This window comes from Acidobacteriota bacterium, from assembly GCA_026707545.1.
GTDB lineage: Bacteria > Acidobacteriota > Thermoanaerobaculia > Multivoradales > Multivoraceae > Multivorans.
This window is the reverse complement of sequence record JAPOWR010000001.1, coordinates 2853395-2872685: the sequence shown is the minus strand read 5'-3', so window position 1 is coordinate 2872685 and position 19291 is coordinate 2853395. Positions and strand designations below refer to the sequence as shown.

Sequence of the window (19291 nt, the reverse complement as noted above, 5' to 3'; positions counted from 1 at the left end):
GACATGAGACTCACTCAATGGTCCGGACTGGCCGCGCTCGCGGCGGGCGCGCTGGCGCTTGGCTGCGCCGAGCCGGCCCCGCAACTCCGCGTCGTGTACGCCGGCGACGCCGGCACCCCCCACGCGGACGGCTACCACGCGATGCTCGCGGAGCACTTCGACGTGCGCAGCATCGCCCGCAACGACCTGGCGAACGCCGACCTCAGCGACGCCGACGTCCTGATCGTCGACGGCCAGACGATGGACCGGTCGGAAGAGCGGATCAAGACGATCCCGGGAGCGGAGGGAGTCACGCTGGAAACCCTGTCCATTCCCACCGTCCTGATCGGCGGCCAGGGCGCGCGCATCTCGGACGACCTGAACCTGTTGCTCGGCTGGCGATACGGGTGACTGTGCCTGTACTCCAGGGCTGTCGTGCCACAGTCCCCGACCCATCCGATCTTCCAGGGACCTCTGCCGATCGAGCTGGAGCTCGAGGAGGTGCCGACCCCGCCGAAGTACAAGTACTACGAGTTGATGGAGGACGTCCCGGACGCGATGACCACGGTCAAGGTTCTCAAGAAGGAATGGGACACCCTGAACCTGCCGGTCGGCTCCCGTCCGGACAACGGCGAGCCGGGCGTGGTGACGACCGGTGACGGCTTCCTCGATTCGCCGGACACGGAGTGGATCGCCGGTGGCATGCACCTGAAGGGCCCGGACTACTTCGCGATCGGCCGCCAGGGACGGCTGCTGCAGTGGGGCTTCTACGGCACCGTGGACGAGATGACCGAAACCGGCCAGCGGCTGCTGATCAACGCCGTCCACTACATCCACGGCTTCAGGGACCATCCGATCCTGACGACTCGTGAGGCCCGTCCCCGCGAGGGGCTGGCAACAACCCTTGCGCTCCGCGACGTGTACGAGGCCGACGACATGAAGGAGTTCTACGACACGCCGGAGAAGGTGAAGGAGGCCCAGGACCGGAGCCTCGCGTTCAGCTTCGGCGACGCGGTTCCCGAAGCGGCGCGCGGCGACCGCGAAGAGCGTCAGGCCTGGTACGCGGAGAACGAGCCGTACCTCTACTGGGACGGCGCCCGCATCGGCAGCGAGTACGGCGGCAAGGCCTACTTCCGGCTCGACGGCCGCTACCGGATCGACGAGGAGGCCAGGGCGCTGGGGATCGCGAACAACGACCCGGCATTGCTGGAACGCGCCGTGGCCGACCTGCGCGAAGGGGTCGAGCCCGAGCGCGCGCAGCGCTTGCTCACCCGCTACACCGGCCTGAGGCATGACTCCGCCGACGACTGGCAGGGCTGGCTCGACGAGACCGGCGACTCGCTGTTCGCCTCCGACTGGGGCGGCTACCGCTTTCGGCCGGCTGGCGGGCCCGGAGCACCGGACGTGCGAGGCTCCTCCCGGTTCGCAGTCGACGGAGACGAACTGGAGAATCTCTCCGTCACCGTGAGTCCGGCGGTCGAAGTGACCATGTCGACGACCACCGACGGCGAGACCACGGTGGCCGTCCTCGACTTCAAGCTCGAACCGGGGTTCTGGATCTACGCCCCCGGTTCCGACGCGGAGTTCAAGTTCGGCGTCCGTGCCCCGGCCGGCTTCGGCCTCCAGGTCGCCGGCGACCCCGTGCTGCCCAAGGTGGACGGCCAGGGCCGGATGCACGGCGACTTCCGCGTCGAGGTGCCGCTAGAGGGCCATGGCAACGTGGCGACGCTCCTGGTCGACTACCAGGCCTGCGACGAAACGCTCTGCCACTTCCCGGTGACCGACGCGCGGCTGATGAGCAAGGTCGAGACCTAGAGCCGACCACAGCTTGGTCCGCCACTGGGTGCGTCGGCGACCCCGCCGGCATCCGGCGCTGTGCGTAGAGTCGGACTGCCTGCAATGATCACCAGACGCGGCTTCCTTTCCAGCGCCGGAATCGCGGCGGCCAGCATGAGCGCCGGCCTGACCGCGGCGCGGCAGGCGACCGCGGCGTTGGTTCAACACTCCGAGGCGTCGAACATGAAGATCACCGAACTCGAGACGATCCTGATCGACAACATCGACCCGCCGATCGGGCACCGGAAGTGGCTGTTCATTCAGCTCAAGACGGACGAAGGCCTGATCGGTCTGGGTGAGCGGGTCTCCGGCGGCGCGACGAACCTGAAGCCGCAGATCGAGCTGCTGAACGACCTCTTCGACCGCTTCGTGGTCGGCCAGAGCCCGTTCGACGTCGAGAAGATCTTGCAACGGATGAAGACCACGCTCCACGACTACAGCCACCCCGGGCTGTATGGCGTGCCCGCGTTCTCCGCGATCGAGATGGCGTGCTGGGACCTGATCGGCAAGGCGACGAACCAGCCGGTCTACAACCTCCTCGGCGGCAGGTACCACGACAAGCTCCGCGCCTACGCGTACCTGAACAGCTCCGGCATCTGGGAGAGCCCGGCCCTGGCCGGCGAACGGGCGCGGGAACTGGTGGACCGCGGCATCACCTGCTGCAAGCTCGACCCGTTCTCGCCGATCACCGGTCCGCCGCGGGACTACTCCCTGAAGACGATCCGCCACGTGGCGACGATCTTCCGCGCCATGCGGGACGCCGTCGGCGACGAACTGGAGATCGGCATCGGCACGCACGGCCAGTTCTCGACCGCGGTGGCGCTGCGGGTCGCGGACATCCTCGAGGAGTTCGATCCGTTCTTCTTCGAGGAGCCGGTGCCGCCCGAGAACGTCGACGAGATGGCCCGCGTGGCCGCCCACACCAGCATCCCGATCGCGACCGGCGAGCGACTGGTCAACATGTTCGAGTTCGCGGAGGTACTGGAGAAGCAGGCGGCCCAGATCATCCAGCTCGACGTCGGCCAGTGCGGCGGACTCCTGGTGGCGAAGAAGATCGCCGGCATGGCCGAGACTCGCTACGCGATGATCGCGCCCCACATGTACTGCGGCCCGGTCGCGGCGTCGGCGGCGATCCAGCTCGACACCTGTTCGCCGAACTTCCTGATCCAGGAGTTCAACACGAACGCCCTGCACAGCGACATCTTCGTCGAGCCGATCAAGTTCGAGAACGGCTTCATCGAACCGCCGACGGGGCCGGGTTTGGGCGTCGAGCTCGACATGGCGGTCGTCGAGAGGCATCGAGCCGCTTGAGTCAGGGACTGACGCTGGCGATTCTCGCTGCCGGCCGTTCGGCGAGGTTCGGCCGACCGAAGACGCTCGAGCCGGTCGGGCTAAGCGGCGAGGTGCTGTTCGAGTACGCGATCTGCGACGCGGTCCGCGCCGGCTGCCGGAAAATCGTGTTCGTCACGTCGGCGGACTGGAACGACCAGCTCATGAGCCGGGCGGCCGAACGGGCCGGCGGGGCGGTTCCCGTCGACTCTGTGATCCAAGACCTCGACGATCTGCCGGGCGGTGCGGCGCCGCCGGGCGGCAGAGCCAAGCCATGGGGCACCGGCCACGCCGTCCTCGCGTTGCGGAAGAAGGTGGAGGAGCCGTTCCTGGTCGTCAACGCGGACGACTTCTACGGCCCCCGGGCGATCGAGTCGTTTGGCCGGCGTGTCGCTGGCCTGCTGGACAGCGGCGACGACTCACACTTCCTCGCGGCGTACGAACTCCACCGGACCGGCGTCTCCCGCACCAGCGGCGTCAACCGGGGCATTCTGGCCGCCTGTGCCGACTCGACGCTGGAAGGGATCGACGAGGTTTACGACGTGCGGGAGACGGATGCGGGGCTCATCGGCCGCGACGGCGGGGGTGAGGCTCGCAAGTTGCCCCCGGACACGCTCTGCTCGATGAACCTCTGGGCCTTCCAGCCCTCGATCTTCGGACTCCTCGAAGCGGCATTCACCGATTTCCATGCCGGCCTCGACGATCCGCTGCAAGACGAGTTCCTGCTCAGCGAGACGGTCGGACACCTGATCGGTCAAGGCTCCGCACGCGTCAGGCTCCTGCGGATGACGCAGAACACTGCTGGACTGACCTACCCCGGCGACCTGCCTCCGGTCGCTTCGACGCTCAGTGAAGCCGTGGCGGCCGGGGACTACCCGGATGACCTGAGCGAGTGGTTCGGCGAACGATCGTCTCGGAGACCCGCTTGACGGCTCCCGGGTCCGCTGGGTTGCAGCACGGCAACTCGATCGAAGTGACGACTTGTCTCTGGGTGCGCGGACCTTCTGGTCCGCTCTCGGGCGAAGCCGCGGAGCGGCGTAGCCCGAAGAACGCGGTCGCCGGCTTCGCCGGCGGCGATTCTGGAGCCGCCTTCGGCGGCAAGCGGACCAGAAGGTCCGCGCACCCAGAGATACGGCGTTGCCTTTGCTCGGTTCTCTACTGCAACCGGTACTGCACCAGTGCGGCGGCCGCACCCTCATCGCCTGTGTGCTCGAAGCCGTCCCAGCCATGCGCCTGAACGGCCTCGACTGGACCGTCCTCGCCGCCTACGGCGCGCTCGCCCTCGCCGTTGGACTCGTCTTCGCCCGACGCGCCGGCGCTGGGACCGGCCAGTTCTTCCTCGCCGGGCGGAACCTACCTTGGTGGCTGCTCGGCACGTCGATGGTCGCCACGACGTTCTCGACCGACACGCCGAACCTGGTGACCGACCTGGTGCGGAACGGCGGCGTTTCGGGCAACTGGATGTGGTGGGCGTTCCTGATCACCGGCATGTGCACGACGTTCTTCTACGCGAAGCTGTGGCGGCGCTCGGGCGTGTTCACCGACATCGGGTTCTACGAACTCCGTTACGCGGGGCGGGCGGCGGTGTTCCTGCGGGGCTTCCGGGCCGTGTACCTCGGCGTCTTCTTCAACGTGATGATCATGGCGGCGGTGCTGCTCGCCGGCATCAAGATCGGCGGCGTGCTGCTCGGCGCCGACAAGTACACGACGGTGCTCGTCGCAGCGGCGGTGACGGCGGCCTACTCCGCGACCTCCGGCCTATGGGGCGTCGTCGTCACCGATCTCATGTTGTTCGTCATCGCGATGACGGGCTCGGTGGCCGCGGCCTGGTACGCGCTCGCGCACCCGGCCGTCGGCGGTCTATCCGGACTCGTCTCGAACCCCGACATCGCCGTGCGTCTGGCCCTGCTGCCCGACTTCGCGGACTGGGAGACCGCCGCCACCGTCTTCCTGATCCCCATCGCCGTCCAGTGGTGGTCCACCTGGTACCCGGGCGCCGAACCGGGCGGCGGCGGCTACGCGGCCCAGCGCATGCTCGCGGCGCGCAGCGAGCGGGACTCGATGGGCGCGACCCTGTGGTTCAACATTGCCCACTACGCGCTGCGGCCCTGGCCGTGGATCCTGGTCGCGCTGGCCTCGCTGGTCGTCTACCCGACCCTGGACTCGATCGCCCAGGCCTTCCCCCATCTCGACCCGTCGATCATCCGGCACGACCTCGCCTACCCGGCGATGCTGGTCTTCCTGCCGCACGGCCTGCTCGGCCTCGTCGTCGCGTCGCTGGCCGCGGCGCTGATGTCGACGATCTCGACGCATCTCAACTGGGGCGCCTCCTACATCGTCGACGACGTGTACCGGCGCTTCGTCCGGCCGGGCCGGGGCGAGTCGCACTACGTCCTAGTCGCGCGGCTTTCCACGATCGCTCTCGTGGCGCTGGCGGCGGTGGTCGCGCTCTGGCTTGAGAACGCGATGCAAGCGTTCCAGATCCTGCTCCAGATCGGTGCCGGCACCGGGCTGATCTTCCTGCTGCGCTGGTTCTGGTGGCGGATCAATGCCTGGTCGGAGATCTCGGCGATGGTCGTCTCCTTCGCGGTCGCCGTGTGGTTCCAGTTCGTCCACGAGGGGTTGGGGCTCGTGCTGCCCTCGACGGCCGCGCAGCTCCTCCTCGGCGTCGGGCTCACCACCGCGGTCTGGTTCGGCGTGACGATGGCTACCCGGCCGACGGAGACAGCGATCCTGCAGTCGTTCTACGACCGCGTCCGCCCGTTCGCTCGGGGCTGGCGGAGGGTCGTCGCGACCCAGGCGGACGAACCCGGCAGCGCCACCGCGGCGCTGCTCGCCTGGATGCTCGGCTGCGCCGCCGTGTATGCGGCCCTGTTCGGGACCGGCATGGCGCTCTACGGGCGTTTCGGTGCCGCGGCCGCCCTCGGCAGCGCCGCGCTAGCGGCGGGGTACGGCCTGTTCCGCATCCTGCCGCGCACGACCGGATAGGCCTGGCCGAAAGGTGCCGGCCTGCGGCCGGCGCGTGTTCCTGGCCACCTTCGGCGGCAGCGGACCAGAAGGTCCGCGCACCCAGAGAGCCGCCCCGCTTTGGCGGACTTCTCTACATTCGGATGACATGACGCCGCTGCGGGCGCATCCCAACTGCAGCAGAGCGCTTCGCAGAACACGGCGCCCGTTCTCTGGGTGCGCGGACCTTCTGGTCCGCATCAAGCGCGATGCCGCGTAGCGGCGAGCACGAGCTGCTTCCAGTCCGGTGCTAGCTACACCTCCTCGAAGCGCGCCGAGAAGTGCGGCAGCGCTTCCGGAGCGCCCACGATCCGGAGACCGCGAATGCGCTCGCGCTGCGCGTACAACTCGACCAGAGCCTCCACGACGTAGTCCATGTGGGATTGCGTGTAGACCCGCCGCGGCACGGCCAGCCGGACCAGGTCGAGCGGCGGCTGTTGCCGCGCGCCGAACATGACGGTGCCCACCTCGCAGGTGCGAATGCCGGCATGCCGGTAGAGAGCGACCACGAGCGCCTGGCCGGGAAGCTGCTCCCGGGACAGGTGCGGGCAGAACCGGCAGGCGTCGATGTAGATCGCGTGTCCCCCCGGCGGCTCGACGATCTGGATGCCGGCCTCCAGCAGCTTCTCGCCGACGTACGTCGTGCTGCGGATCCGGTAGCGGAGATAGTCCTCGTCGAGCACCTCCCGGAACCCCTGCGCCATCGCCTCGAGATCGCGGCCGGCGAGGCCCCCGTACGTCACGTACCCCTCTGTCAGGATCGTCAGGTCGCTGGCGCGGCGGAACAGCTCCTGGTCACGCAGGAGCAGTAGCCCCCCGATGTTGACGATCCCGTCCTTCTTGGCGCTGATCGTGGCGCCGTCGGCGAGGTCGAACATCTCGCGCGCGATGTCGCGTGCGGAACGCTCCTGCTGTCCGGCCTCCCGCTCCTTGATGAACCAGGCGTTCTCGGCGAACCGGCAGGCATCCAGGAACAGCGGCACACCGTGCCGGTCGCACAGGTCCCGCGTCGCGCGGAGATTCTCCAGGCTCACCGGCTGGCCGCCGCTCGTGTTGCTCGTCACCGTGCACATGACGACGGGTACGCTCGAACCCTCGGCCGCAAGCAGCGACTCCAGCCGGTCCAGATCGAGGTTTCCCTTGAACGGGTGACGGTTCGTTGGATCGGTTGCCTCGGGAATGCCGAGGTCGACCGCCCGGGCGCCGCTGTGTTCGATGTTCGCTCGGGTGGTGTCGAAGTGGGCGTTGTTCGGAACGATCTTCCCGCTGCCGCCGATCAGGTCGAAGAGAATCCGCTCGCTGGCTCGCCCCTGGTGGGTCGGCAGCATCCGCTCGAAGCCCATGATGTCCCCGACCGTCTCGCGCAGGCGGAGGAAGCTGGTCGAGCCGGCGTAACTCTCGTCCGCACGCATGACCGCGGCCCACTGCTGCGCGCTCATGGCGCCGGTGCCGCTGTCCGTCAGAAGATCGATCAGCACGTGCCCCGCCGCGATCTTGAACAGATTGAAGCCGGCGCTTCGGAGCACCTCTTCCCGCTGCTCCGGCGTGGCGAGCCGGATCGGCTCGACCGCCTTGATCCGGAAGGGTTCGATGATCGTCTTCATGGCGCCTTCCTATACTGACGGAATGCCTCTTCCGGCCGATCTGCTGCGGCGGGACGCGGAGGAGGCGGTGCGTCTGATCGTGCTCCATCTTCTCTCGCAGGCGCGCGAGGCCGGGCCGCGCTGCCTCGACCCGGAAGACGCCGAGGGCCTCCACGACTTCAGGGTCGCGATCCGGCGGCTGCGGAGCACCTTGAGCGCCTGGAAGGGACTGCTGCGTGGTGTGGTGAAGAAGCGGGACCGGCGGACGCTCGCCGGGTTCCAGAAACGGACCGGCAGCGGTCGCGATACCGAAGTGGCCATCGAGTGGTTGGAGAACCAGGTCGAGGCGCTGGAGCCGGAGCACCGGCCCGGCAGCGAGTGGGTCGAGGCGCGACTTCGGTCGGCAAGCCAGGCGGGTTCAGGCGACTCGAACGAGATCGTCTGTGCCGAGTTCACCGAGTGGGCTGACGGCTTCGAGTCGCGCGTGGGCTACGGTGCGTCGGCGGCGGGCGTGGGCGCGCCGTACGGGGAGGCGCTGGCCGAGAGGGTGGATCGGGTCGCTCACAGGCTGAAGACTTGCGTCGACGGCTTGGGCGACGATCGGAAGCGTGGGCCTCACAGGGTGCGCATCGCCGGCAAGCGTCTCCGCTACCTCGTCGAACCCGTGAGAGCGGAGATCGAACTCGCGGGCACCCTGGTCGATCGTTGCAAGCAGCTCCAGGACGTGCTCGGTACTCTGAACGACGCGAACGTCCTCGCCGATCTACTAAGCGCCTGGCGGGAAGAAATTCCTGTTGACGGCGAATCGTCGGCGAAGGACTGCGGAGTAGTCGAGTTGGCCCGGCGGAATGCTGTTCGGGCGGAGGCGAGCTACCGGTCGTTTCGCCTCGACTGGCTCGACAACGGCGGTATGCAGACGCTACTGGACGAAGCCGCCGCCCTGGCGCGGCAACTCCGCGGCTAGCACGCCGGAACTCTGCCTGTGCGTGTCGACGCCGTTAGTCGGTCTCGCCGGCGTCGCCGGGCACGTACCAGATGGGTGACGACCAGGCCCGTTCCTGGATCGTGGCCGGCAGACCGGGCTTCGGCTGAACCCCCGCCCGGATCGCGTCCCAGGTCGACCAGCGACAACTGGGGTTCTGCAGGACGCGCACGTAGTAGAAGGCGCGCCGGTTCGGATCGAAGTCCGGATCCTGCCAGAGGGCCTCGAGCTCGGATGCTCCGTCACCCTCATCCGTCGAACACGTCGTCACATCCACGGTAGCGCCGTTGTCGGAGCAGCGGTGCGAAGCTCCATCGACGGTCGACCCGGAGGAGCAGGCGATGTCGTAGACCATCTCCTGGGTCGCGCCGTTCTCGGTCCATCCCTTGATGACCTGCAGGCGATCCAGCGGATCGGTCGTCGCGTCCCTGATCGCCCAGACCAGGAATCTCGGTGAACGCCCGGAGCCATCCGCCATCAGGTCGCCGCCCATGGCGACGCCTTCCGCGTAGGCCCTCGCGATGCCGTCGTCGCCGGCCAGGGTCGTGTCGTCCAGGTCGTAGCCGGCGAAGAAGCGGACACGCATCCGCGGGCCGGTGGTGGCGAACGTCTCCTTTCGCTGGAACGCGCGGAAGATGTCCTCCCTGGTGTTGGACTCGGCCCACACCGCGGCCAGGCCCGACGCTCCCCAGTACTGCCTGGTCGGGTCGTCGTACTCGCCCGTATCCTTGCGCGGGACCGATCCGCGTTGCTCCGGCGTGATGTCCAGCAGCCCGGTCTTGCTCCAGTAGTCGTCTTCCCGAAAGGACCCGGCGGCGTTGTGGGTGTCCGAGGAGCCGATCAGGCCGAAGCGAAACGGGTTGAAGCCCTGTTTTTCTTCCAGGGCGAGACCGTTCACGTAGGCCTCGCGCACGTAGCTGCCCTGTGGTTGACTGGGGAAGTCGCTGCCGATCGTCCGCTCCATGATCCCGAAGTCCGCCCACTCGTCGTTTGGTGACAGGAGCGGATGGGTGTCGGACGTGCCCTTGACCTGGGTGACCTCGACCAGGGGCTCGTTCCGCATGCGCTGTTCGGCGTAGGCGCTATCGATGGGGTCGCCCGCCCGGTCGGTGAGCTGGAACATCCACCCGTCCGAGCCGTTGGAGTTGTGCGGTATCGCCAGAGAATCGATGCCCTGCGCGCGCTGCTCGTCCATCCAGTCCCAAAGCAGCTCGGGGTTGTTGTTTGCCTCGATCCGGCTGAACGGAATGCCGGGCACGTTCGAATTCCGGAAGATGACGTTGCGATGCAGGTTCTCGCCCCGGCGGCCTCCGGCGGTGAACTCATAGCCGATGAAGGTCGTGAAGTTGCCGGGATCGTTGTGCCTTTCGGCAGCCTCCACGATCTTCTGCCAGGCGCTCGCGACGACGTCGAGATCGAGCAGGTCGTCCGGTTGGACGAAGCCCCGTTCCCGCGGCAGCACTTCCTGGAACACGGCGCTGCGATCCGCCGGCGTTGCGGCACTCCGCAGGGCGACCGAAAGGGGATGCCCGCCGACCGAGGAGTCCGGGTTGTCCATCTGCTCGAACATGCCCAGATAGGTGGCATGGTCGGCAACCGCGAGGAAGTCGAGCGGCGCCTTCAGGCTCATCTCGATGCCGGCCGCATGCGTCAGCGGTTCTCCCTTGGCGAACCGGTAGGCATCGTCGGGATCGGCGCGGGTGCCGAAGATGTAGGCGTCGAACGAGTACTTCGTATGGACGTGAACGTCGCCGAAGTAGGCGTTGCGGATCGACCGGCCCTCCTCGCTCGCTGCCGGGTCCGGGCCGCTGGCTGCGCCAGGTCCGTCTGGGGCCTCGCTCGTGCAGGCGACGGCCAGGGTCAGGAGGACCGCCAACGGTGCGAACGGCATCCGGGCACGCGTCACGATGATCTCCCCATCAGCGGATCGGGCAGTCCGACCACGTGGACCGCCAGGAGCCCCAGGATCCCCAGCACCAGCAGGTAGTAGATCGTCGGCAGGATCGTCTTGCGCAACGTGGCGCCCTCGCGATCGAGCAGCCCGACGGTCGCCGAGGCGGCGACCACGTTGTGGATCGCGACCATGTTGCCGGCCGCTGCGCCGACCGCCTGCAGGGCGACGATCATCGCGGTCGACATCATCAGCCGCTCTGCGACGCCGTACTGGAAGGCGGTGAACATCAGGTTGCTGACCGTGTTCGAGCCGGCGATGAAGGCGCCGAGGGCGCCGGTCATGGCGGCGAAGAAGGGCCACACGTCGCCGACGTTCACGGCCACGAAGTCCGCCATGACCAGGGGCATCGAGAGCAGGCCGGCCTCGTTCACGTCCGAGTTGATGTAGACCCGCACCATCGGCACGGTGAAGATGAGCACGAAGCCGGCGCCGAGAAGCACCTTGCCGGAGGAGGCGGCCGCGGCTCGTACGTCGGCGAAGTCCATGCGGTGCAGGAAGGCGGTGATGCACACGACGACCAGAAGGAAGAAGCCCGGCAGGTAGAGCGGCGTCGTCGAGCCCGAGACGCCGCTGCCCAGGATGTCGTCCCAGGCGATGGCCGGCGTGCGCAGCCAGCCGCCGATCGGCAGAGCGGGCAGGCGGCTCAGCACGAGCAGGCCGCCGAGCAGGGCGTAGGGGGCCCAGGCGTTGACCAGGCCGATGCCGCGATCGTTCGCTTCCGTCGCCTCGTCCTCGAAGCCGCTCACCCAGTCCGGTTTCCACTGGTCGCGAGCTGGGAAGTCCCAGGTGTCTGACGGCACGAGCCAGCCGCGGCGCGCGACCGTGACCATGATCGCGAGCCCCACCGGGGCGCCCAGCAGCGTGGGGAACTCCGGCCCCAGCCAGAACCCGAAGAGCACGTAGGGCACGGTGAATGCCAGGCCCCCGGCGAGCGTGAAGGGGAGGATCGAGAGCCCCTCCGTCCAGGAACGTTTGCCGCCGAAGAAGCGGGTCAGCATGACGACCATCAGGGTCGGCATGAGCACTCCGGCCGTGGCGTGGAGTACGACCCCGCGTTCCGTCACGACCGCCAGGTAGTCGAGCATGCCGATGCCGGCCTTGGCCAGGTCGGCCGAAAACGCTTCCCCGCCGAGTCCGCCCTGGACCCCGACGAGAACCGGCGTGCCGGCGGCACCGAACGTGACCGAGGTCGACTGGACCATCATGCCGAGCATCACCGCGGCGGCTGCGGGGAAGCCGAGCGCCACCAGGAGCGGTGCCGCGACCGCGGCCGGCGTGCCGAACCCGGCGGCCCCCTCGATGAAGGAGCCGAACAGCCAGCACACGATGACGACCTGGACCCGCCGGTCGTCGCTCAGGCCGTGGAACGAGCGGCGAATCGCGTCGACGCCGCCCGAACGCTCCAGCGTGTGCAGGAGCAGGATCGCGCCGAAGATGATGAACAGCAGGTCGAAGGTCAGGAACAGGCCCTGGATCGACGCCCCGGCGATGCGGGCGATCGGCATCTCCCAGATCAGCAAGGCGACGAGGACCGCGGCGGCGTACGCGGCCGGCATGGCGCGCCGCGCCGGCACGCGGAAGCCGATCAGGAGGATCGCGCCCAGGGCGATCGGGAACAGGGCGAGCAGGGCCGTGGTCACGGTGTGGACCTCATCCGCATCGGCTCTCCTTTTCTGAGTCGGGAACTCCGATCATGTTAGCGGGCATCGACGGGGCCGGTTGCTACAGTGGCGCGACCGTGCCGGCGAAGTGTGATTCCCTCCGGAGCCGGGGTTTCGGCCACTCGGCCGTCTTGGCGGTCGCTGTCCTCGCCGCGGCACCCCTCGCCGCTCAGGAACTGACCTGGCAGGAGCTCCCGGACATGCCGGCAGGCAAGTGGGAAGCCGCGACGACGGTCATCGACGGCAAGTTCTACCTGTTTGCCGGCTACGAGGGCCCGGTCCGGTCGAGCAAGCGGGTCGACATCTTCGACCCGGCGGACGGGAGCTGGACGCGGATCCAGGACATGCCGAGCGCGGTCTCGCACCTGAACGCGGTCCTGGACGGCCGCACCGTCTGGTTCGCCGGCGGCTTCAAGGACGGCTACAAGGGCCATGCGATCGCGGAGGTGTGGAGCTACGACCTGGATCTGGACCGCTACACGGCGGCGCCGCTGCTGCCCGAGCCGCGAGCGGGCGGCGGACTGGCTCTGGTCGGCCGCAAGCTGCACTACTTTGGTGGCCTGAAGGCCGACCGGGACACGGACGCCGGCGACCACTGGGTCCTCGACCTGGATGACTGGGCCGCCGGATCGGCGAACTGGCGAGACGCGGCGCCAATGCCCGACCCGCGCAACCAGTTCTCGGCCATAGCACTCGGCAACCGCATCTACGCGATCGGCGGCCAGTACAACCACGATAGCCAGCAACTCGACCAGGCCCGGGTGGACATCTACGACGCCGCAGCCGATACCTGGAGCCGCGGCCCCGACCTGCCGAAGGGACACTCCCACGGCGAGGCCGGCACGTTCGTCCACGAGGGCCGCATCGTCATGGTCGGCGGCCACACGACCCCGGCCGGGGGCACGAAGTCGATCGACCGGGACATCCTGGCGCTGGAGCCCGGCGACGAGTGGGAGCTCCTGGGCAAGCTGCCGATGCCGCTGTCGTCGCCCGCCGCCGCGATCATCGGCGGCAAGCTCTACGCCGCCGGTGGCTCGGCGACGGGCCGCGGCGCGCAGGCGAAGATGTGGGTGGCCGATCTGCCGTAAGGGGATCGGACTACTCCGCCTCCAGCGCCTGACGAGGATCAGCGCGGGCGGCGCGGCGAGCCGGCAGGAATGAGGCCATCACGGCGATCGCCAGGAGCACTAGTGCCGCAACCGCGAACGCCAGCGGATCGCGTGGGCTGCGGCCATCGAAGAGCAGCGGTTCGACGAAGCGGCCCGCCCAGAGCGCGGCGATCGTACCGGCCGCGACACCGGCCGCCGCTAGGGCGAAGCCGCGCGCCAGCACCATGTGCAGGAGGTTCGACGCCCTGGCGCCCAGGGCGCGCCGGATGCCGAACTCGTGCTCACGCTGCCGTACGCCGAACGCGATGACGGCATAGAGCCCGATGGCGGCGAGCAACACCGCGAGCATCGCGGAGGCGGCGAACAGGCGGGTTCCGGTTCTCCAGGTGCGAATGCGCGATGCGAACTGAGTGGAGAGGTTCCGGACGTGGTGTCCCGGCAGTTCTGGAAACAGCTCGGCCAGGGCGGCAAGCACCGGCGACTCGACGCGCCCGGGGCTTGAGGCGGTTCGGACGATCAGCGCACGCTGGATGCTCGTCCATCCCGACAGGGTCGGATCGGATGACGCCTGGGAGATGGGCAGGTAGTAGACCGGGTCCGCTTCAGGCAGAGTCCAGTTCACTGCTGGTTCCACCACGCCGACCACCGTCGTGCAGTCGGCGGCACCGCTGACGAACAGACAACGGCCGACGGCGCTCTGACCGGGCCAGGCCTGCTGGGCGAACGACGTGCTGACCACCGCGACCTTCTGCGTGGCTTCGCGGTCCCATTCCGTGAAGCCGCGGCCTTCCCGCATGTCCAGCCCTGCGACATCGAAGAAGTTGGGCGTAGTGAAGTTCACATGGGGCCCGGAGCGGAACGGCAGGCGGTCGAGCCCGTCGATGCGCAGGTCCGCGTACGCCGCGCCGCTTCCCGACATCGGTGAACTCGTACCCTGGGCGACGTCCAGCACCCCGGGCAGATCCCGGAGGCGGGACTCCATGGCGCGGATTGAGCTCTCGTCGAGCGGGATGCCGTCCAGGCCATCCAGGCGGGTGTCGCCGTGAAAGCTCCCCAAAGTCACCGTGAGCAGGTGCTCCTTGGCGTAGCCGACATCCACCTGGCGCGCCGCTTCGAAGGAACGGTAGAACACGGCCGTCCCGCTGAGCAGGACGACCGACAGCGCGGCCTGGACCACGATCAGGCCGGTGCGGACGGGGGTTCCGAGTGCGCTGGCGCCCCGGGAGCTGTCGAGCCTTTCGATTCCCCGGCTGCGCGCCGCGTACACGGCAGGGGCCAGGGCGGCCGCCAAGCCGATCCCGAGGACGGCGATTCCGGTGAAGCCGACGGCCGTGGCGCCCAGCGGATGGTCGGCCCACTGGTGACTCGGCAGGAGCGTGCGGCGAAGCGCGTCGCCGGTGGCTGCGGCAACGGCCAGGGCGACAACGCCCGAGACGGCGGCGAGCACCAGGCTCTCCGTCACCAGGAGACGTCCGATTCCCCATCGTCCCAGGCCGAGTGCGTAGCGCACCGCCAATTCGCGTCGTCTGGCAGCGACCCGCAGCATCAGCAGGTTCGACATGTTGACGGCCGCGATGAGGAGCACCACGAAGGTGATCCCGCCTGCGATCAGCGGCAGGCGCATGTGGCGCCGCAGCGTGACGGGGCCGCGGGTTCGAAGGATCGGGCCGAGAGCCACGGTCGCCTCGCGGTCCAGGGAGTCCGGGAACCGCGAGGCGGCGCGCGCCGCCCGGACAGCGGCAGTCACCGCGGCCCCGGCGGCCTCCTCCGTCGCGCCGGGCGCCAGCCGGACGAACGGTGTGAGGTAGAAGGTGGTTCCGTACCGTCTCCAGCTGTTCCCCCGGCTGGCGGTTGCGGCGTGTTCAAGAGGGAGCCAGACGTCGACTGCGTTCGAGCGGGGTCCGGAGAAGCCGCGCGGCAGCACGCCGACGACGAGGTAGGTGACGTCCTCGAAGCTGACCGTCGTGCCGAGCGCTTCCTCCGCGCTGCCGAACCGCTGCCGCCGGTAGCCGTCGCTGACCACGGCAACGGGTTGCGCCGCCAGGTGGTCGTCCGTGGCGGCGATCAACCTTCCGGCCGTAGGAGCCACGCCAAGGAAGTCGAAGAACTCTCCCGTGACCCAGGAGACGGTGAGATTCTCGGCGCGCTGACCGCGGCCGTTCGTCCTGAACGAGACTCGGTGGCCCGCGACGCCGTCGATGAGTGCGCTGTCTGCGGCCAGGGCCTCGAAGTCGAGCCACTGCATCGCATCGACTACCCAGGTTCGTCCCGTGGAGGCGCCGCGATCGCCTGGATCGATGCGCTCGCTGACCCAGAGGCGATGAACGCGGTCCGGGTCCTCGATGTGGGGTGGCGGCTGGAGAAAGAGGCGGGACAGCATCTCGTACATCGGGGCGTTCAGGCCAATGCCGAGGGCCAGGGTGAGGACCACGGCGCAGGTGTAGCCGGTGTTGCGCCGCATCATCCGGAAGGCGGCGCGGATGTCCTTGAGGAGCAGCTCCACGGGCGCCCAGCCCCAGGTCTCGCGGGTCCGCTCGCGAATCAGCGTGACGTTGCCGAAGTCGCGCCGTGCTTCGGCATGGGCTCGTTCGGGAGACAGGCCCGCCTCGACTCGCTCTTCCGCTTCTTCGGCGAGATGGAAGCGGATCTCGTCGTCGAGCTCGGCGTCCCTCCGCCGCCGGTCCCAGCTCGAACGCAGGCGAAACAGGAACTGCTTCAGCATCCGGTTAGGTGGTGCTACTCAGCCTCCAACGCCTGACGAGGGTCGGCGCGAGAGGCCCGGCGGGCCGGCAGCAAGGAGGCCATCACGGCTATGGTCAGGAGTACGAGCGCAGCGGCGGCGAACGCCAGCGGGTCGCGGGGAGTCCGGCCGTCGAAGAGCAGGGGTTCCACGAACCTGCCCGCCCACAGCGCGGCGAGCGTGCCGGCTGCGACGCCGGCCGCGGCCAGGGAGAAGCCACGCGCCAGCACCATGCGCAGGAGGCGCGACGCCCTGGCGCCCAAGGCGCGACGGATGCCGAACTCCAGTTCGCGTTGGCGCACACCGAACGCGATGACCGCATAGAGCCCGATGGCGGCGAGTAGCACCGCCAGGGCGGCGGAGGCGCCGAACAGCCCCGTACCGATCGTCCACGTACGGATCCGCGGCGCGAAGACAGTCTGGAGGCTCCGGACGTTGTCGCGCGGGAGGTCGGGGAACAGGTCCGCCAGGGCGAGGAGCGTTGGCTGCACCGCGCTCCCGGGGTTCCCGCGAGTCCGCACGACCAGCGTGCGCATGTTGTTCACGAAGCCGGCCTGAATGGGGTTCGACGAAGCCTGGGAGATGGGCAGGTAGTAAACGGCGGCGCGGTCGGCGTCCAGCAGGCCCCTGTCGAGGGCGGATTCCACGACGCCGACGACCATGGTGCACTCCGTGGACGCTTGGCCGAAGAAGAGGCACTGGCCCACGGCGCTCTTGCCGGGCCAGACGCCGTGGGCGAACATCGTGTCCACGACCGCGACCTTCTGGGTCTCGGCGCGATCCCACTCGGTAAAGCCGCGACCTTCCACAATCGCCAAGCCCGCGACGCGGAAGAAGTTGGACGTCGTTAGGCCTACGTAGGGACCTTCGTTGAACGGCAGGCGGTCCAGCCCTTCGACCCGTGGTGGCGGCATCGCGGCCTGCCCCCACATCGGTGAGTTCGTTCCCTGGGCGACATCGAGGACGACCGGTAGTGACCGGAGGCGGGACTCCAGAGCGTCGATCGCGGCCTCATCGAGCGGCCCGGTGCGGCGAAAGCCCGCCAGGTCCACCGAGATCAGGTTCTCCTTCGCGTAGCCGACGTCGACCTGACGCGCCGCCTCGAACGAGCGGTAAAAGACGGCGGTTCCGCTGAGGAGCACCAGAGATAGCGCGGCCTGAACGACGATCAAACCGGTGCGGACCGGCGTACCGAGTGCGCTGGCGCCTCGCGAGCTGTCGAGCCTCTCGATCTGCCGGCTCCGTGCCGCGTACACGGCGGGCGCAATGGCCGCGCCGAGGCCGACCGCAAGCACGGCGAACCCCGTGAAGCCGACAGCCGTGAAGTTCAGCGCGTCCACGGTCCCCTGATGTCCCGGCAGCAGGGTGAGGCGCAGGGTGCGGCCCGCAACCGCGGCTACGGCCAGCGCCACGGCGCCAGAGACCGTGGCGAGCACGAGACTCTCTATCGCCAGCAGGCGTCCGACTCCCCATCTGCCGGCACCGAGCGCGTAGCGCACCGCCAGTTCGCGGCGGCGCGCCGCCACTCGCACCAACAGAAGGTTGGACATGTTGACGGTCGCAATGAGGAGGACCAGCAGCGTGACGCCGCCGACGACCAGTGCAAGGCGAATCTCGCCGGACGGCGAGGAGGGACCTCGGGTCCTGAGGATGGAACCCAGCACGACGGTCGCTTCGGGGTCGAGCGAGTCCCCGAAGGGCGAGTCGGCGCGTGCCGCGCGGACCGCGGCGGTCGCCGCTGCGCCGGCGGTCTCGGGGGTCAGACCGCGCGGAAGCCGGGCCAATGGCGTCAGATAGAAGCCACTTCCGAAGCTTTGCCAGCGGTCCCCGCGCAAGGCCGTTACCGCCGGTTCCAAAGGTAGCCAGACATCGACCCCGTCCGGATCCGGTCCGGAGAAACCGGGTGGCAGCACGCCGACGACGACGTACGTGACGTCGTCGAATTCTAGTGTTGCGCCGAGTGCTTCCTGCGGGCTGGCGAACCTCTCCCGCCGGTAGCCGTCGCTGACGACGGCGACGGGTGCCGCCGCCGGGTCGTCGTCCTCCGGGCCGATCAGCCGGCCGATCGTGGGCTCTACTCCCAGGAGATCCAGGAACTCTCCCGTGACCCAGGAGACGCTGAGGTTCTCGGCAGTCTGACCGCGTCCGTTCGGCATGAACCGGGGTGCCGTGTAGCCCGCGACCGCGCCGGTGGGCCCGTTGTCGGCGCTCAGTGCGCTGAATTCGAGCCACTGCATCCGATCCCACGCAGAGGCCGGGCCAGTGAAGACTCCGCGATCGTCCGAGTCGTCGCGCTCGCTCAGCCAGACGCGATGAACGGCGTCCGGGTCCTCGATATGGGGTGGCGGCTGAAGGAAGAGCCTCGACAGCATCTCGTACATCGGGGCGTTCAGTCCGATGCCGAGTGCCAGGGTGAGGACGACGGCGCAGGTATAGCCGGCGTTGCGTCGCATCATCCGGAACGCGGCACCGACGTCCCTGAGAAAGCGCTCCGCCGGTGCCCAGCCCCAGGCTTCGCGGGTCAGTTCGCGAGTCAGCAGGACGTTGCCGAAGCCGCGCCGTGCCTCGGCGTGCGCCTGTTCGGGAGCCAGGCCGGCGTCTACCCGTTCTTCCACTTCCTCAGCCAGGTGGAAGCGGATCTCCTCGTCGAGTTCGGCGTCCTTGCGTCGCCGATGCCAGACGGAGCGCAGACGATTGTAGAGCACGTGCAGCATTGCCCTGGTCTCTCCCGCTACTCCGCCGGACGCAGCACCCTGGTCACGGCAACCGAGAGTTGCTGCCACCGTGACTGCTCGACGACGAACTGCCGCCGCCCGGTTCTGGTGAGCCGGTAGTACCTGGCGCGCTTGCCCTTGTCGGAGGTCTTCCACTTCGCCGCGATCCAGCCGCGTGCCTCCAGCCGGTGAAGGGCCGGGTACAGGGAGCCGGTCTCGATGCGGAGCGCGTCTTCCGATACGCGCTGGATGTGCCCGGCGATCGCGTGACCGTGCGCCGGGCCGTAGACCAGCGTGCGCAGGATGAGCAGGTCGAGGGTTCCGTAGAGAAGCTGGTTGCGGGGGCTTGCTGGCGTCATGGTGTAGACAAGCTACTCCATATGACGTAGATTGTCTAC

General features: G+C 68.7%; 13 protein-coding genes. 7 read left to right on the top strand and 6 right to left on the bottom strand.

Annotation, left to right across the window (positions count from 1 at the left end; genetic code table 11):
- Positions 1-3 precede the first annotated feature (3 nt).
- The 5 genes from OXG83_11415 (at position 4) to OXG83_11395 (ending at position 6132) form a co-directional block, all read left to right on the top strand.
- A complete protein-coding gene (locus OXG83_11415) occupies positions 4-390 on the top strand; it encodes a hypothetical protein (GenBank protein MCY3965638.1) in 387 nt (128 codons plus the stop codon).
- A gap of 24 nt (positions 391-414) precedes the next feature.
- The gene (locus OXG83_11410; GenBank protein ID MCY3965637.1) at positions 415-1794 is read left to right on the top strand and encodes a hypothetical protein; all 1380 of its coding nucleotides are present in this window, start codon (positions 415-417) and stop codon (positions 1792-1794) included.
- 84 nt (positions 1795-1878) lie between these two features.
- Positions 1879-3126: a mandelate racemase/muconate lactonizing enzyme family protein gene (locus tag OXG83_11405; GenBank protein ID MCY3965636.1), complete on the top strand. Its 1248-nt coding sequence runs from the start codon at positions 1879-1881 to the stop codon at positions 3124-3126.
- Positions 3123-4073, top strand: a complete 951-nt coding sequence (locus OXG83_11400) for an NTP transferase domain-containing protein (GenBank protein ID MCY3965635.1) — start codon at positions 3123-3125, stop codon at positions 4071-4073. Before OXG83_11405 ends, OXG83_11400 begins: the two co-directional genes overlap by 4 nt.
- Before the next feature lie 298 nt (positions 4074-4371).
- Complete coding sequence (locus OXG83_11395) at positions 4372-6132, top strand: Na+:solute symporter (protein MCY3965634.1); 1761 nt, start codon at positions 4372-4374, stop codon at positions 6130-6132.
- 272 nt (positions 6133-6404) lie between these two features.
- Here the strand turns inward: OXG83_11395 and OXG83_11390 are convergent, their stop codons facing one another.
- Positions 6405-7754, bottom strand: a complete 1350-nt coding sequence (locus tag OXG83_11390) for a tryptophanase (protein MCY3965633.1) — start codon at positions 7752-7754, stop codon at positions 6405-6407.
- A gap of 22 nt (positions 7755-7776) precedes the next feature.
- On the opposite strand from OXG83_11390, the gene OXG83_11385 reads away from it, so the two are divergent.
- Positions 7777-8697, top strand: a complete 921-nt coding sequence (locus OXG83_11385; protein ID MCY3965632.1) for a CHAD domain-containing protein — start codon at positions 7777-7779, stop codon at positions 8695-8697.
- A gap of 34 nt (positions 8698-8731) precedes the next feature.
- On the opposite strand, the gene OXG83_11380 is transcribed toward OXG83_11385, so the two are convergent.
- The gene (locus OXG83_11380) at positions 8732-10621 is read right to left on the bottom strand and encodes a DUF3604 domain-containing protein (protein ID MCY3965631.1); all 1890 of its coding nucleotides are present in this window, start codon (positions 10619-10621) and stop codon (positions 8732-8734) included.
- A complete protein-coding gene (locus OXG83_11375) occupies positions 10618-12309 on the bottom strand; it encodes an L-lactate permease (protein MCY3965630.1) in 1692 nt (563 codons plus the stop codon). Before OXG83_11375 ends, OXG83_11380 begins: the two co-directional genes overlap by 4 nt.
- A 53-nt stretch (positions 12310-12362) precedes the next feature.
- Between OXG83_11375 and OXG83_11370 the strand changes: the two genes are divergently transcribed.
- Positions 12363-13418 carry a hypothetical protein gene (locus OXG83_11370; GenBank protein ID MCY3965629.1) on the top strand — a complete coding sequence of 352 codons (1056 nt, stop codon included), beginning with the start codon at positions 12363-12365 and terminating at the stop codon, positions 13416-13418.
- A 10-nt stretch (positions 13419-13428) separates the two neighbouring features.
- Here the strand turns inward: OXG83_11370 and OXG83_11365 are convergent, their stop codons facing one another.
- Genes OXG83_11365 through OXG83_11355 form a run of 3 tightly spaced genes read right to left on the bottom strand, consistent with a single transcriptional unit; the run spans position 13429 to position 19252 of the window.
- Positions 13429-16161: an ABC transporter permease gene (locus tag OXG83_11365; GenBank protein MCY3965628.1), complete on the bottom strand. Its 2733-nt coding sequence runs from the start codon at positions 16159-16161 to the stop codon at positions 13429-13431.
- 14 nt (positions 16162-16175) lie between these two features.
- The gene (locus tag OXG83_11360; protein ID MCY3965627.1) at positions 16176-18893 is read right to left on the bottom strand and encodes an ABC transporter permease; all 2718 of its coding nucleotides are present in this window, start codon (positions 18891-18893) and stop codon (positions 16176-16178) included.
- 17 nt (positions 18894-18910) lie between these two features.
- Positions 18911-19252, bottom strand: a complete 342-nt coding sequence (locus OXG83_11355; GenBank protein MCY3965626.1) for a PadR family transcriptional regulator — start codon at positions 19250-19252, stop codon at positions 18911-18913.
- Positions 19253-19291 lie beyond the last annotated feature (39 nt).

What these genes read in the sequence shown, in the direction of transcription:
- OXG83_11415 (MCY3965638.1), top strand. Translation starts at nt 4, where the DNA reads ATGAGACTCACTCAATGGTCCGGACTGGCCGCGCTCGCGGCGGGCGCG.
- OXG83_11405 (MCY3965636.1), top strand. Translation starts at nt 1,879, where the DNA reads ATGATCACCAGACGCGGCTTCCTTTCCAGCGCCGGAATCGCGGCGGCC.
- OXG83_11395 (MCY3965634.1), top strand. Translation starts at nt 4,372, where the DNA reads ATGCGCCTGAACGGCCTCGACTGGACCGTCCTCGCCGCCTACGGCGCG.
- OXG83_11390 (MCY3965633.1), bottom strand. Translation starts at nt 7,754, where the DNA reads ATGAAGACGATCATCGAACCCTTCCGGATCAAGGCGGTCGAGCCGATC.
- OXG83_11385 (MCY3965632.1), top strand. Translation starts at nt 7,777, where the DNA reads ATGCCTCTTCCGGCCGATCTGCTGCGGCGGGACGCGGAGGAGGCGGTG.
- OXG83_11370 (MCY3965629.1), top strand. Translation starts at nt 12,363, where the DNA reads ATGTTAGCGGGCATCGACGGGGCCGGTTGCTACAGTGGCGCGACCGTG.
- OXG83_11365 (MCY3965628.1), bottom strand. Translation starts at nt 16,161, where the DNA reads ATGCTGAAGCAGTTCCTGTTTCGCCTGCGTTCGAGCTGGGACCGGCGG.
- OXG83_11360 (MCY3965627.1), bottom strand. Translation starts at nt 18,893, where the DNA reads ATGCTGCACGTGCTCTACAATCGTCTGCGCTCCGTCTGGCATCGGCGA.
- OXG83_11355 (MCY3965626.1), bottom strand. Translation starts at nt 19,252, where the DNA reads ATGACGCCAGCAAGCCCCCGCAACCAGCTTCTCTACGGAACCCTCGAC.